Genomic DNA, 14854 nt, shown 5'->3' with positions numbered 1-14854 from the left:
GATGGAAGAATCGCAAGATCAGTTCGCGATCCGCGTCCGCGATCTCGTGGTCGGCTTCGGTCGTCAGACCGTGCTCGACCATCTGTCGCTCGACGTCCGCCGCGGCGAGATTCTCGGGCTGGTGGGCGCATCCGGCGGCGGCAAGTCGGTCTTGATGCGGACCATCATCGGCCTCATCCCGCGCCGGAGCGGGACCATCGAGGTCATGGGACAACCCACCGGCGGCCACGGCCGAGGCGCGGCGATGGCCTGGGGCATCCTGTTCCAGCAGGGCGCGCTGTTCTCCTCGCTGACGGTGCGCCAGAACGTCCAGTTTCCCTTGCGCGAAAATCTCGTCCTGTCGCAGGAGCTGATGGACGAGATCGCGATCGCCAAGCTCGAAATGGTCGGTCTGCGTGCCGAGGACGCCGACAAATATCCGGCGGAGCTGTCCGGCGGCATGACCAAGCGCGTGGCGCTGGCGCGCGCGCTCGCACTCGATCCGCCGATCCTGTTCCTGGACGAGCCGACCTCGGGCCTCGACCCGATCGCCGCCGGCGAGTTCGACGCGCTGATCAAGACGCTGCAAAAGACCCTGGAGCTCACCGTGTTCATGGTGACCCATGACCTCGCGAGCCTGACCACGGTCTGCGACCGCGTCGCCGCGCTCGCCGACGGCAAGATCGTGGCGATCGGCCCGATGCGCGAATTGCTGCAATCCGAGCATCCCTGGGTGCGCGCCTATTTCCACGGCAAGCGCTCGCAGATGCTGCAACACGAGATGAGATGAGAGATGGAAACCCGCGCTCCCTATGTGCTGATCGGCAGTTTCGTGCTGGCCGCGATCGTCGCGGTGTTCGGCTTCGTCTATTGGCTGAACAACACCGGCGGCATCGGGCCGCGCACGAACTATCATGTGCAATTCCAGGGTCCGGTGCCTGGCCTCCTGGTTGGCGCCGGCGTGCTGTTCAACGGCATTCGGGTCGGGGAGGTCACCCAGCTCGGGCTCGCGCCCGATAACCCGCGCTTCGTCAATGCCACGATCTCGGTTGCAACGGCGACGCCGGTGCGTGCCGACACCAAGATCGGGCTCGAATTCCAGGGCCTGACCGGCGTTCCCGTGGTGACGTTGGAGGGCGGCGCGATCGTCGCCAGGTCCGGCGAGCTGCCGACCTTGATCGCGGAGGCCGGAGCCGGCCAGAGCATGACGCAAGCGGCGCGGGATGCGCTGCGGCGGGTCGACACGGTGCTTCAGGACAATTCCGGCCCGCTGAAGGACACCATCGCCAATTTCAAGACCTTCTCCGACGGCCTCGCGCGCAACACCGGCAAGATCGACGGCATCCTGGCGGGCCTCGACAAGATGACCGGAGGCGGCACGCCCGCGCAGAAGGTCACCTACGACCTGCGCACGCCGCAGAATCTCGGGCCAGCCGGCAAGACGCTGTCCGCCTCACTGGCAATTCCCGAGCCGACGGCCGTGGCGATGCTGCAGACCCAGCGCATGCTGTTCGCGCCCAGCGGAGACAGGCCGGGCTTTGCGGACTTCCTCTGGGCTGACAGCATTCCGAAGCTGGTGCAGGCGCGCCTGATCGACAGTTTCGAGAACTACGACATCGCCCACGCCCCGCTGCGCACGACGGATCTCGGGCCGGCGGATTACCAGCTCCTGATCGACATCAGGCGCTTTCGGATCGCGACGGATGGGGAGGCTCGGGCCGAGATCGGATTGTCGGCGCGGATCGTCGACAAGAACGGCAAGGTGATCGCATCGCGGCTCATCGAGACCAGCGAAAAGCTCGACAAGGTCGATCCGGCCGCTTCAGTCGCCGCATTCGATGCGGCCTTCGCTCGCATCGCGAAGGAACTGATCGGGTGGACCGTGCAGGCGGTCTGAGGCCGACTATTCCAGCGTCTTCAGGTAGGACAGCAGGTCGTGGATCTGGTCCGGGCTGAGCTCGAAGGCCGGCATGTCGGAATGTCCGGTGGAGATCCCCTCGGCCAGCGCTTCTCCAAGGCTGTTGATCGGATAGCGCCGATGCAGGTTGCGTAGCGGAGGTGCGATCTCGAGTGGGCTCTTGGAGGCACGGTCGATCGCGTGACAGCGTGCGCAATTGGCTCGGGCAAAAGCCTTGCCGCGTTGTTCGGCGGTCGGGGCCGCTAGCGCAGGCGTGATCAGCAGCAGCCCAATCAGGCCGTGGCGCAGTGCGCTTTGCAGCATGGAAACATCATCCCGTCGAACCGTGGAAGCAGAATATGACGGCGATGCCGCTCAAATTTGATCTGGGTCAATCGGCTGCGGCTCGGTGCAGTAAAATGCAGCCGCGCGGTGGACTCGGCCTGACGTCGGGAGCGGCCGGCGCGGGGGAGCGGTGGATGAAGCCTTCCGTGGTCACGAGTGAGCCGAACGGGCATTTTTGCGGCGATTGTGCCGTGCGCGGAGCGGCGGTCTGCTCGTCGCTCGATGCAGCCGAACTCCGGGAGTTCGAGCATCTCGGCCGCCGCGTCCATTTTGATTCGGGCGAGACCGTGTTTTCCGAGGAGGACATCACGACCTCGTTCTACAACGTCCTCGAAGGCGTCATGCGGCTTTACAAGCTGCTGCCCGACGGCCGGCGGCAAATCGTCGGCTTTGCCTTGCCCGGTGATTTCCTGGGGATGAATCTGTCCGGCCGGCACAATTTTTCGGCCGATGCGATCGGCGTGGTGAACGTGTGCCAATTCCCAAGAGGGCCATTCGGCCGCTTCACCGAAGAGCGGCCGCAATTGCTCAGGCGCATCAACGAGCTGGCCATTCGCGAGTTGAGTCAGGCGCGCGACCATATGGTTCTGCTCGGCCGCCGCTCGGCCGACGAGAAGGTCGCGACTTTTTTGCTCGGCTGGCGTGAGCGGCTGGTCGCGCTCAAGGGTCCGTCCGACATCGTCGCGCTTCCGATGAGCCGCCAGGACATTGCCGATTATCTCGGCCTGACCATCGAGACCGTCAGCCGCACCTTTACCAAGCTGGAGCGTCTCGGCTTGATCGAGATCATTCACGGCGGCATCAGCCTGCTCGATCCCGCTCGCGTCGAGGCCATCGCCGCAGCCTGACCTCCTGTCCGCGACGCTCGCGGCAATTTGATCCCGATCAATGACGGCGGCCATGCCCCGCAAAATAATGCCGGAGACAAATCCGGGAGGGGATGATGCCTGCTGACGCGTTGCTGGTGACCGTTATCGTCGTCGCGATCTTCGTCGCGTTCGCCGTAGCTTTGGCTTGGGCCGACCGGCAAACCGGCGCGGGCCGGCTCGATCCGGATTCCAGGCTCTGAAGCTTCAGGTCTAGGTCCGAGTCCAGCGCGCCAGGGCCGATACTTGCCCAGGCGGCCGCTGGCCCTCGGCAGCGTCTCGACGCAATCGCGGTTTGCGTAATCCGCAACTCTGCGTCGAAGAAGACGCATCGCCGCAGCTTTCGGCTGCTGACTTCCGACGTTACTTGGCCTTTTCGTGGCATTTGGCTCAAATCGAGCGCGTGCTTTCCGGTTGAAATGCCTGGTAACGTTGACTACGCAGGAACTCGATGCCTCGTAGTCTTAGGAGCTCCGGCGTGCCTCAGGACAAGACCGGCGACCCCCGACAACAGGCGGGCAACAAACTATCGGTCCTGCGCAAGCACCCGATCTTCGCGGATCTGGAGCCGGAGGCGCTCGATCAGCTTTGCCGCTACGCCAAGCACACCAACGTCAAGCGTGGCGCGACGATCGCCGCCAAGGGCGATCCCGGCAACAATCTGTTCGCGGTGATTTCTGGCACGGTGAAGATTTCCTCCTCCTCGCCTGACGGACGGAACGCGATCCTCAATCTGATCGGTCCGGGAGAGATCTTTGGCGAGATCGCCGTGCTCGACGGCGCGCCCAGGTCGGCGGATGCGACCGCCAATACCAATTGCGAGCTCTACGTCATCGATCGCCGGGACTTCCTGCCGTTCGTGAAGAGCCAGCCGGCGCTGGCGATGAAATTCATCGAGCTGCTGTGCGCGCGTCTGCGCTGGACCAGTCAGCAGGTCGAGCAGGTGATCCTGCAGAATTTGCCGGGCCGGCTTGCCAGTGCGCTGCTAGGTCTCACTGAAGAGCGCAAGCTCGATTCGGGCAGCGGCACGCTCGCCATCACGCAGCAGGAGATCAGCGAGATGGTCGGGATGACGCGCGAGAGCATCAACAAGCAATTGCGTGCCTGGGCCGGCCGAAACTGGGTCCGCCTCGAGCATGGCGCCATCGTCGTGCTGGATACCGACGCGCTGCGCGAGCTCGCCGAGAGCGGCCTCGACGGCGAGTGATCCCTCGGGCCTAAATGTCGATGATGGCGACCGGGCGGGTCCAGCCCTCGGAGGCCCGGGCCAGCGACGTCGAGCCAGCCCGCCGTACCCACCATAGTGCGAATTGCGCCAGAAATCGATCGATGCAAGTCTTGCATCGATCGATGCCGGATTTGGCTTGGACAGAGAATGCCGCCCGCCCTAGGGACGACATTGGCGCTTGACTTCACACCTGAAGCGGAGCGACCCAAGGCGGCCTGCAGCCGGGCCGACAACGATATAATTAATTCATCAACCCAGGAGGAAAGCCCAAATGAAGACGCTCACCGGTATCATCACAGCCGTTGCACTGGCGGTCTCAGCACCCCTGGCCACCGCGCGCGATTTCCGCTCCGCCGACGTTCACCCCGCCGATTATCCGACCGTCGAGGCGGTCAAGTTCATGGGCCAGCAGCTCGCGGCGGCGAGCGGCGGCAAGCTCGGCGTGAAGGTGTTTCCGAACGGCGCCCTGGGCTCGGAGAAGGACACGATCGAGCAACTCAAGATCGGCGCGCTCGACATGATGCGGATCAACGCATCGCCGCTGAACAATTTCGTGCCCGAGACCATCGCCTTGTGCCTGCCCTTCGTCTTCCGGGATACGCAGCACATGCGCACCGTGCTCGACGGTCCGATCGGCGATGAGATCCTGGCAGCCATGGAGCCCGCGGGTCTGGTCGGCCTTGCCTATTACGACAGCGGCGCGCGCTCGATCTACACCGTCAAGGGGCCGGTCAAATCGCTGGCCGACCTGAAGGGCCTGAAGATCCGTGTCCAGCAATCCGACCTGTGGGTCGGTATGATCCAGAGCTTGGGAGCCAACCCGACGCCGATGCCCTATGGCGAGGTCTATACCGCGCTCAAGACCGGCCTCGTGGACGCCGCCGAGAACAACTGGCCGTCCTACGAATCCTCCCGTCACTTCGAAGCCGCCAAGTTCTACAACATCACCGAGCACTCCCTCGCGCCCGAAGTTCTCGTGATCTCGAAAAAGGTCTGGGACACGCTGAGCAAGGAGGACCAGGCGATGGTCCGCAAGGCAGCCAAGGAATCGGTGCCCGTGATGCGCAAGCTCTGGGACGCGCGCGAGCAGGCCGCCCGCAAGACCGTCGAGGCCGCCGGCGTCCAGGTGATCACGATCGGCAACAAGGCGGAGTTCGTCGATGCGATGAAGCCGGTCTACCAGAAGTTCGCCGGCGACGAGAAGCTGCAGAGCCTCGTCAAGCGCATCCAGGACACGAAGTAAGACAAGTCAGGGGATCGGGTCCGGCGTCGCCGCGAGGTGGCACCGGACCCCCGGAAGGAGGCTCGGGATGACAGACCCACACGTCGCAAGTCACGAGCAGGGGGCCGTAGCGGCACGCCCGTCCACCGGCTTGCTGTCGCGGATCAATGCCCCCATCGCGCGCCTTGGCATGTACCTGTCGGTGACCGGCCTGCTTGTCATCGTCGCCATCGTCTTCTACCAGGTGTTCGGACGTTACGTGCTCAACTCCAGCCCGACCTGGACCGAGAATTTGGCACTGGTCCTGATTCTCTACGTCACGCTGATCGGCGCCGCCGTCGGCGTACGCGATGCCGGGCATATCGGCATGGACAGCCTGCTGGTCATGCTCTCGGATCCCGTGCGGGAGAAGATCGAGATCGTGATCCACGTTCTGGTCGCCGTGTTCGGCCTTGCCATGGCCTATAACGGCTGGATTCTCGGCGCGTCGGTCGGCACCGTGAAGATCCCCAATCTCGGTCTGCCCGAGGTGATCCGCTATGTGCCGCTGATCGCCTCCGGCATCCTGATCGTCTCATTTTCCATCGAGCACATCATTGCGCTCCTGCGCGGCGAAGAGGTCGTCCCGTCATGGAACTGATCATCCTCGGCGCCACCTTCTTCGGCTTCCTCATCCTCGGCGTGCCGGTCGCCTTCGCGATCGGCCTGTCGGCCATCTGCACCATCCTCTACGAGGGGCTGCCGGTCGCCGTCATCTTCCAGCAGATGATGTCGGGGATGAACATCTTCTCCTTCCTCGCCATTCCGTTCTTCGTCTTCAGCGGTGAGCTGATGCTGCACGGCGGCGTCGCCGATAAGATCGTGCAGCTCGCCAAGAACCTCGTCGGGCACATCCGCGGCGGTCTCGGCATGTCGAACGTGGTCGCCTGCACGCTGTTCGGCGGCGTTTCGGGCTCCCCCGTGGCCGACGTGTCGGCGATGGGCGCGGTGATGATCCCGATGATGAAGAAGGAAGGCTTCGACACCGATTACGCCGTCAACGTCACCACCCACGCCTCGCTCGTGGGCGCCTTGATGCCGACCAGCCACAACATGATCATCTATGCCCTGGCGGCCGGCGGCAAAGTCTCGATCGGCGCGCTGATCGCCGCCGGTCTCCTGCCGGCGCTGGTGCTGATGGTCTGCATGCTGGTCGCCGCCTACGCGGTCGCGGTGAGGCGCGGCTATCCGGCCGGCAAGTTCCCGGGCTGGGCCGAGGTCGTCCGCTCGCTGGCGGCTGCGCTGCCGGGGCTCTTGATCGTCGGCATTATCCTGGCCGGCATCCTGTCCGGCGTCTTCACCGCAACCGAATCGGCGGCCATCGCCGTCACCTACACGATCCTGCTGACCTTCTTCATCTACCGCACCATGACCTGGGGCAATTTCCTGCGCGCCGCCGCCAAGGCGGTGAAGACGACGGGCGTGGTGCTGCTGCTGATCGGCGTCTCCACCATGTTCCAGTACCTGATGGGACTTTACGAGGTGGCGGATCTCGCCGGCGCGATGATGAGCAAGGTGTCGACGCAGCCCTGGGTGATCTTCCTGCTCATCAACGTCATCCTGTTCGTGCTCGGCACGTTCATGGACATGGCGGCGACCATCCTGATCTGCACCCCGATCTTCCTGCCGATCGCGATGAAGGCGGGCATGGACCCGGTGCAGTTCGGCATGCTGATGCTGATCAATTGCGCGCTCGGGCTCAACACGCCGCCGGTCGGCACCACGCAATTCGTCGGCTGCGCCATCGGCGGCATCTCGGTCGGCGCGGTGATGCGCACCATCCTGCCGTTCTATGCTGCGCTCATCGCAGCACTGATGTTCGTGACCTACGTCCCTGCATTCTCGCTGTGGCTGCCGCGCCTCTTGATGGGCTACAAGGGCTAGCCGCACCAGGGAGACATTGTCAGTGACGGACTATCGCAAGCTCTTCGATCTCACCGGCAAGACCGCGCTCGTTCTCGGCGCCGCATCCGGCATCGGCAAGTCGTCGGCCGAAGCGCTTGCGGATCTCGGTGCCCGCGTCGTCTGCGCCGATCGCGCGCTCGACGCAGCGGAGGCGACCGCCGCCGGCATTCGCGACAAGGGCGGCTGGGCGGCGGCGGCGGCTTGCAACGCCGCGAGCGCCGCGGACGTCGACGCACTCGCGAAAACCGCGATGCAGAAATTTCCGCGGCTCGACATCGCCGTGACGACGCCGGGGCTCAACATCCGCAAGACCATCCTCGACTACACCGAGGAGGATCTCGACCGCGTTCTCAACCTCAACGTCAAGGGCACGGTCTTTTTCTTCCAGGCCTTCGGCCGCATCATGGTCGCGCAGAAGGGTGGCAGCATCATCGCCTGCTCCTCGGTCCGCGCGGTGACCATCGAGCCGGGCCTCGGCGTCTACGGCTCCACCAAGGCGGCGATCGGCCTCCTGGTGAAGGGCTTTGCCTCCGAGGTCGGGCACGCCGGCGTGCGCGTCAACGCGATCGCCCCGAGCATCGCCGAGACCGCGCTGACCGGCCCGTTCAAGCAGCGCCCGGACATCTACAATCTCTACGCCGGCCACACCGTGTTCAACCGCTGGAGCAGCGCCGACGAGGTCGCGACCGCCGTCGCCTATCTCGCCTCGGACGCCGCGAGCTATGTCAGCGGCAGCACGCTGTTCGTCGACGGCGGCTGGACCGCTGTCGACGGTCCGCCGACCGGTCTCACCCAGTTGCACAAATAGCAAAAGGCGCAGCTTGGGTTGTACGTAGCGCGGCCAATTGGCTGGGCTTCCTTCGCAACCGCAGCAGGAAGCTCCGGCGCGCGCCTTGATCAAATCGCATGGGGCTTGCCGGATAAATGCGCTCGGCTGGCCGGTATTTTGGTGTTACGAACTGGGACATGAACCAGCACGCCAAGATCGACACGAAGATCGAGATCCGCCATTCGACCTGTCCGCATGACTGCCCGTCGGCCTGCGCCCTCGATGTCGAGGTGGTCGAAGGCCGCAGCATCGGCCGCGTCCGCGGCTCGAAGAAGCAGACCTACACCGCCGGCGTCGTCTGCGCCAAGGTCGCCCGCTATGCCGAGCGCATCCATCACCCCGAGCGGCTGATCTATCCGCTGCGCCGCACCGGCCCCAAAGGCTCAGGTCAGTTCGCACGCATCTCCTGGGATGAGGCGCTGGACGAGATCGGGCACCGCTTCAACCAGGCCGAGCGCGAATTCGGCGCGGAATCGATCTGGCCCTATTACTACGCGGGCACGATGGGCCTCGTGATGCGCGACGGGCTCAACCGTCTCACGCACGTGAAGAAATATTCGCGCTTCTATCAGACCATCTGCGCCAATGTCGCGCGCATCGGCTTTGCGATCGGCACCGGAAAGATCGCCGGCGTCGATCCGCGCGAGATGGCGCTGTCCGATCTCGTCGTGATCTGGGGCACCAATCCCGTCAACACCCAGGTCAACGTGATGACGCACGCCTCGCGCGCCCGCAAGGAGCGCGGCGCGAAAATCGCGGCGGTCGACATCTACGACAACGACACCATGAAGCAGGCTGACATCAAGATCATCCTGCGGCCCGGCACCGACGGCGCCTTCGCCTGCGGCGTCATGCATGTCTTGTTCCGCGACGGCTATGCCGACCGCGCCTACATGGACAAGTACACCGATTGCCCGGCCGAGCTCGAGGCGCATCTCAAGACGCGCACGCCGGAATGGGCCTCGGCCATTTGCGGCGTCCCGGTGTCGGAGATCGAGGCGTTTGCCAAGGCCGTCGGCGAGACCAAGCGGACCTTCCTGCGCCTCGGCTACGGCTTCACCCGCTCGCGCAACGGCGCCACGCAGATGCATGCGGCGCTCTGCATTCCCGCGGTGACCGGCGCCTGGCAATATGAAGGCGGCGGCGCCTTCTTCAACAATTACGCGCTGTGGCACTTCAACGAATCCATCATCGAGGGCCACGACGCCATCGACAAGTCGACGCGCGCGCTCGACCAGTCGCAGATCGGACGCATCCTTACCGGCGACGCCGAAGCTCTGCAGGGCAAGGGCCCGGTCAAGGCGATGCTGATCCAGAACACCAATCCGATGACGGTGGCGCCGGAGCAGGCGCTGGTCCGGCAGGGCTTTGCGCGCGAGGATCTGTTCGTGGCGGTGCACGAGCAGTTCATGACCGAGACGGCGCAGATGGCCGACATCGTGCTGCCGGCGACCATGTTCATGGAGCATGACGACCTCTATTACGGCGGCGGCCACCAGCACATCTCGGTCGGGCCGAAGCTGATCGACCCGCCCGGTGAATGCCGCTCCAATCACGAGGTGCTCCAGGCGCTGGCGCCGCGGCTCGGCGCCCGGCATCCGGGCTTCGAGATGACCCCGCGCGAATTGATCGACGCCACGCTGCAGCTGAGCAATCACGGCGACCTCGCCGGCCTCGAATCCGACCTCTGGCGCGATCTGCAGCCGGATTTCCGCACCTCGCATTATCTCGACGGCTTCGCTCACGCCGACGGTAAATTCCATTTCAAAGCCGACTGGACGCATCCGCCGTTCGGCCAGCTCATGGGCGATGTCGACAAGATGCCCGATCTGCCGGATCATTGGGCGGTGATCGAGCACACCGACCAGGCCCATCCGTTCCGGCTCGCGACCAGCCCGTCGCGCAGCTTCCTCAACACCACCTTCAACGAGACGCCGTCCTCGCAAGCACGCGAGGGCAGGGCCAGCGTGATGATCCACCCGTTCGACGCGGCCGCGCTCGGCATCGCCGATGGTGATGCGGTGACGCTCGGCAACGGCCGCGGCGAGACCACGCTGATCGCGACGCTGTTCGAGGGCGTGCGGCGCGGCGTCCTGATCGCCGAATCCGTTCATCCCAACAGCAACCACATCGGCGGCCGCGGCATCAACATGCTGACGGGCGCGGACACCATCGCGCCGATCGGCGGCGCGGCGTTCCACGACAACAAGGTCTGGATCAGGAAGGCGGCCTCAGCTCAGGGCGCGCATTCCGTCACGCCGTAGCCTGCGAATTCCTTCGCGATGTTCGGGTTCATCGACTTCGCCTGCGCGATGTCGGTGGCGCCGTCGCCGCCGCTTCTGCGCGCGGCGATGCCGCGGCCGTACAGCGATGATGAGGAGCGCGGGTTGCGCTGGATCGCGTCGGTATAATCCTTGATCGCCTCGGCGGTGCGCCCGAGCTTGAGGTTGACGAGCCCGCGGCTGTCGAGTGCATCGCTCAAGCCCGGGTTGATCTGGAGCGCCAGATTGCAGTCGGCGAGCGCGCCTTGCAGGTCACCGGTCGCAGCCCGGGTCCAGCAGCGATTGTTCAAGGCTTCCGCGTCCTTGGGCGCGCGGCGGAGCACCGCGTCGAAATCCGGCATCGCAAGCGCATAGGCGCGCTTGATCGCGTAGATCTGGCCGCGCTTGTAGCGCGCGATGGCATCGTTGGCGTTGGCGGTGATCTTGCGACTGAGATCGGCGATGACGGGATCTCGTGCCAGCTCGTCCGCATTCGGGGCGGGCTCCGCCTGGGGCACCTCGCAGACCGGCTTCTGCGGCTCGGGTGTTTGCGCCTCCGGCTTGGTCGGAGCCGTGTCGTCCCGCGGCCGCGTCGCCGCGCTTGCGAACGAGAAGTCCGTCGTCAGCGAGGAGGCCAGCCAAGGCACTTGCTCGCGGTTGGTGGCGGCAACGACGCCGTTCTTGGTGTTGGTCAGGGCCTGCTCGGCGCTGATGTTCGGCGCGCGCATTTCGCGCAGCAGCTCGGCGATGAACAGGCTGCGATCGGTCTTGCCGCTCGCCGTGACGGCGCCGAGCGCGGCGGAGTAGAGCACCAGCGAATTGCTCGGTGCGATCGCCGGTGCCAGGCCGGCCGAATAGCGGCGGAAGCGCCGCTCGAACGGGTTGCGGCGGGAGGCGTCGATCAGCGCGATCTTGATCGCGGCACCGCGCGTGTTCATCTCGGCGAGGATGGTGTCGAGGCTGAAGCCGTCGCGCGAGACGTCCGGCTCGGTCCAGATCTGGGCGTCGACCGGCAGCAGATAGGTCTGACGATTGGACTGGATGGCAAAGCCGTCGAAAAAGATCAGCGCCACCGCGCCGCGCTCGATGCGGTCATAGAAGCGGCCCAGCACCTGCCGCATGGCATCGCCGGTGATATTGCTCTGCCTGTCGACGACAAAGCCGCTGCGCTTCAACTCCTCGGCGACGTCCTGGGCATCGTTGGCGACGTCGCTGAGGACGAACTCATTGTCGGGATATTTCGCGTTCCCGATCACCAGCGCGATCTTCGCGGCGTCGGCCGCAGGACATGCGGCACCGCCGCTCAGCACGACCAGTCCTGCCAGCAACAACATGAATGCGGCACGCATGAAATGGCTCATCGGTGATCAAATCTCCGGTCAGGATAGCGCGCGCAAGCCCCAATTCAATCGCGAAGCGAAGTTGCGCCCACACGCTATGGTGACGCGACCTTGCAGATTGCCCTTGCGCGCGCGGCCCGACCTGCCGCAAATGGCTGCAAAACGGGACCAAGCAAGCGAGCATGCCATGACCGACCCCACAGCTGTCATCACCGAGAAGCGCGGGCAGGCGTTCTGGATCACCATCAACCGGCCGGAGAAACGCAACGCGCTGAACGGCGAGGTCATCGCCGGCATCACAAGAGCCTATCGCGATGCGCATGACGACAAGGACGTCCGCGTCATCGTGCTGACGGGCGCGGGCGACAAGGCGTTCTGCGCGGGCGCCGACTTGCAGAATTCCGGCGCGGCTTTCGCGATGGATCATTCTAAACCAAATGTCGATTATGCTGATCTGTTACGTTTGTCACAGAACGCCACCAAGCCCGCCATCGCGCGGGTCGCCGGCGTCTGCATGGCCGGCGGCATGGGTCTGTTGTGCATGACCGACATGGCGGTTGCGGCCGATCACGTCGTCTTCGGCCTGCCGGAGGTGAAGGTCGGCGTGTTTCCGATGCAGGTGCTGAGCCTGCTCCAGCGCATCGCTCCGCCCCGTCTCGTCAACGAATGGGCGCTCACGGGCGAGCCGTTCGACACCAAGGCCGCGCAGGCCGCAGGCCTGCTCAACTATGTCGTGCCTGCCGCCGAGCTCGACGCCAAGGTCGACTGGCTGATCGGCCGCATCGTCGACAAATCACCGACCGCGATCCGCCGCGGCAAATACGCCATGCGCGCGATCGCCTCGATGTCGTTCGACGAGAGCATTGCCTACACCGAAAGCCAGATCGCGCTGCTCGCGATGACCGAGGACGCCAAGGAGGGCCTGAAGGCGTTCAGCGAGAAGCGGAAGCCGGTCTGGACGGGGAGGTAGGGGGAAGCTGCCTAGGAACGGCGCACGCACCCTCGCCACGACTGTCATGCCCCGCGACGTGGCCGGCTGAAGCATGTGAGCTGTGTTTGCGGCTCATGAGTACTTGGGTGACCATGCGGGCTGTCGGCTGCTCCTTCGCGATGAGCGCGCGCAGATCACGACGGAAGTGGCGAACCAGCAGGCGGCGCTCGCAAATGACCTAACGCACGCAATCCGGAAGACGGCTTCGGCTCGTGCTCAAGGATTGAGACCCAGACCGAGCCATGGTGAACCGAGAGCATCGTAAGGACCGTGAGACGGTACAGCCCTGCGGATTGTTGAATTGAGCGTCCTACGGCATCTATTGACGCAGCCAGGTGCGGCGCGCTGCGTGAAGGTCATGTCAGCCAACCTCCCAAAGACCAGGTCGAAGTCGACCGTCAGATAACTCTGCGCTCAAATGACAATCAGGTAGCGGCCCCGTATAATGGCCCGAAGCTAAGTTAGTTCGTGAGCCGGGGGATTCATGGAGCTGCAGCGGTTTCAAAGCTGTCAGTGGAGGAGCTGTGGCAACTGCACAGGCTAATCAATGACATTCTCCGCGTAAGACTCATGATCAAGAAAGAGGAATTAGAACGTCGACTTGGGCTGCTTAGCCCCGGCGACAATAATTCGGTAACCGGTCTCAAATCGGGGGAGTGAGGTCGCCGAGCAGTGCCGCTTCCTAAACTGAACGTACGCGATTCCCTCGATCTCAGGCATGGCGAACAGGTGGAATCTGGAGACTGCAAGATAATCGGAACGGTCTCAAAGCATAGCCGCTCCATCAGCGCATCGACAAATGTCGATCCACTCCGAACAGCAATCCTTTAGGAAGACACGAAGCGCTTGGAAGACACTCCCGACCGCGACCGCATGCACTCACGGCAACGCTAAGTAGCTGGCGCTTGATGTGCTCCGGACTGTGAGCTTCTTGCCCGAGATATCGCAACCGCGAAATGAAAAGACCCTCGGGAGCCGAACATGCGGCTCCCGTGGCTCTCAGAGACCGGCCTATGCACGCTAACGAGCACAAGGTTCCGGTTGTGCGAGCTCATCTTTGCAACGACTGTTGCAAGCTCGTTACAGCGACATACAGGCGAGAGGGCTAAGATAACTTGGCAGGTGGGCGAACGACACTGATTCATTGAACTCGTTATTGTTGGGGAGACACTCGAATGAGAAAACTTTTCGCGGCTGCGGCCGGTGCTCTGGCACTCGGTCTAGCGGCTCCTGCCAGTGCGGCGGACCTGGCGGCTCGGCCGTACACCAAGGCTCCGCCGATGGTGGCTGCGATCTATGACTGGAGCGGCTTCTACATCGGCATCAACGGTGGCTGGGGCTCCTCCCATACTTGCGCCGACATCGTGGCGGTGGGGGTTGTACCGGTCGTGCCGGCTGTGGCTGAGGGTTGCCACGACGCAACCGGCGGCACGGTTGGTGGCCAGATCGGATACCGCTGGCAATCGGCAAACTGGGTCTTCGGCGTTGAGGGTCAGGGCAACTGGGCCGATTTTCACGGCAGCAACATTGGCCTTTTCACTGGTGCCGATAATCGCACCCGCATCGACTCGTTTGGTCTGATCACCGGCCAGGTGGGCTACGCGTGGAACAATGTCCTCCTCTACGTCAAGGGCGGTGCCGGAGTTGTTGGCAATCGCTTCGACAGCTACGTTCCCCCGGGCTTCCTTGGTGCTGGTACGCTCCTGGCTTCAGCACGGGAAACTCGCTGGGGCGGTACGGTCGGCGCCGGCGTTGAATTCGGCTTTGCTCCGAATTGGTCGGTTGGCTTCGAGTATGACCATATCTTCCTGGACCACCATGACACTGTTTTCACGACACCGGCTGGCGCTACTTTCGGGACTGCTCGTATTGGACAAGATGTCGACTTGGCCCTGGTTCGGGTGAACTACCGTTTTGGTGGTTTTGGCGCTCCGGTCGCCGCCCGGTACTGA

Annotated in this window: 14 protein-coding genes; 12 read left to right on the top strand and 2 right to left on the bottom strand. The window is 64.1% G+C overall.

Translation table 11 applies throughout. From position 1 onward, the window contains the following. Position 1: 1 nt before the first annotated feature. Together N2602_RS27640 and N2602_RS27635 are read left to right on the top strand one after the other, a co-directional pair. Positions 2 to 769: an ABC transporter ATP-binding protein gene (locus tag N2602_RS27640; RefSeq protein ID WP_172785415.1), complete on the top strand. Its 768-nt coding sequence runs from the start codon at positions 2 to 4 to the stop codon at positions 767 to 769. Between the two features lie 3 nt (positions 770 to 772). Beyond that, positions 773 to 1876, top strand: coding sequence for an ABC-type transport auxiliary lipoprotein family protein (locus N2602_RS27635; RefSeq protein ID WP_260380056.1), 1104 nt, complete (start codon positions 773 to 775; stop codon positions 1874 to 1876). Between the two features lie 6 nt (positions 1877 to 1882). On the opposite strand, the gene N2602_RS27630 is transcribed toward N2602_RS27635, so the two are convergent. Continuing rightward, entirely contained in the window at positions 1883 to 2200 is a 318-nt protein-coding gene (locus tag N2602_RS27630) for a cytochrome c (RefSeq protein WP_260380055.1), read from the bottom strand. A gap of 155 nt (positions 2201 to 2355) precedes the next feature. Between N2602_RS27630 and N2602_RS27625 the strand changes: the two genes are divergently transcribed. The 8 genes from N2602_RS27625 to N2602_RS27590 all read left to right on the top strand — a co-directional run bounded on the left by N2602_RS27625 (position 2356) and on the right by N2602_RS27590 (position 10574). Then, positions 2356 to 3069: a helix-turn-helix domain-containing protein gene (locus N2602_RS27625; RefSeq protein WP_260380054.1), complete on the top strand. Its 714-nt coding sequence runs from the start codon at positions 2356 to 2358 to the stop codon at positions 3067 to 3069. A 95-nt stretch (positions 3070 to 3164) separates the two neighbouring features. After that, positions 3165 to 3290, top strand: a complete 126-nt coding sequence (locus tag N2602_RS27620; RefSeq protein ID WP_260380053.1) for a hypothetical protein — start codon at positions 3165 to 3167, stop codon at positions 3288 to 3290. A gap of 275 nt (positions 3291 to 3565) precedes the next feature. Further along, positions 3566 to 4294 carry a Crp/Fnr family transcriptional regulator gene (locus tag N2602_RS27615; protein WP_172785411.1) on the top strand — a complete coding sequence of 243 codons (729 nt, stop codon included), beginning with the start codon at positions 3566 to 3568 and terminating at the stop codon, positions 4292 to 4294. 292 nt (positions 4295 to 4586) lie between these two features. Continuing rightward, positions 4587 to 5558 (top strand): TRAP transporter substrate-binding protein, encoded by a 972-nt coding sequence (locus tag N2602_RS27610; protein ID WP_172785410.1) that lies wholly within the window; start codon positions 4587 to 4589, stop codon positions 5556 to 5558. A gap of 67 nt (positions 5559 to 5625) precedes the next feature. Beyond that, complete coding sequence (locus N2602_RS27605) at positions 5626 to 6177, top strand: TRAP transporter small permease (protein ID WP_260380052.1); 552 nt, start codon at positions 5626 to 5628, stop codon at positions 6175 to 6177. Beyond that, entirely contained in the window at positions 6168 to 7460 is a 1293-nt protein-coding gene (locus N2602_RS27600) for a TRAP transporter large permease (RefSeq protein WP_172785408.1), read from the top strand. Before N2602_RS27605 ends, N2602_RS27600 begins: the two co-directional genes overlap by 10 nt. A gap of 22 nt (positions 7461 to 7482) precedes the next feature. After that, complete coding sequence (locus N2602_RS27595; RefSeq protein ID WP_172785407.1) at positions 7483 to 8289, top strand: SDR family NAD(P)-dependent oxidoreductase; 807 nt, start codon at positions 7483 to 7485, stop codon at positions 8287 to 8289. Positions 8290 to 8447: 158 nt separating this feature from the next. Further along, positions 8448 to 10574 (top strand): molybdopterin oxidoreductase family protein, encoded by a 2127-nt coding sequence (locus N2602_RS27590; RefSeq protein ID WP_260380051.1) that lies wholly within the window; start codon positions 8448 to 8450, stop codon positions 10572 to 10574. On the opposite strand, the gene N2602_RS27585 is transcribed toward N2602_RS27590, so the two are convergent. Then, positions 10547 to 11920, bottom strand: coding sequence for a caspase family protein (locus N2602_RS27585; protein ID WP_260380050.1), 1374 nt, complete (start codon positions 11918 to 11920; stop codon positions 10547 to 10549). The genes N2602_RS27590 and N2602_RS27585 overlap by 28 nt on opposite strands. A gap of 178 nt (positions 11921 to 12098) precedes the next feature. Here N2602_RS27585 and N2602_RS27580 point away from each other — a divergent pair, with 178 nt between their 5' ends. Together N2602_RS27580 and N2602_RS27575 are read left to right on the top strand one after the other, a co-directional pair. Continuing rightward, positions 12099 to 12881, top strand: a complete 783-nt coding sequence (locus N2602_RS27580) for an enoyl-CoA hydratase/isomerase family protein (RefSeq protein ID WP_260380049.1) — start codon at positions 12099 to 12101, stop codon at positions 12879 to 12881. 1196 nt (positions 12882 to 14077) lie between these two features. After that, the gene (locus N2602_RS27575) at positions 14078 to 14854 is read left to right on the top strand and encodes an outer membrane protein (RefSeq protein ID WP_172785403.1); all 777 of its coding nucleotides are present in this window, start codon (positions 14078 to 14080) and stop codon (positions 14852 to 14854) included.

Source organism: Bradyrhizobium sp. NC92 (assembly GCF_025200865.1).
GTDB lineage: Bacteria > Pseudomonadota > Alphaproteobacteria > Rhizobiales > Xanthobacteraceae > Bradyrhizobium.
The sequence above is the reverse complement of the archived record's forward strand: the minus strand, read 5'-3'. Positions and strand labels throughout refer to the sequence as shown.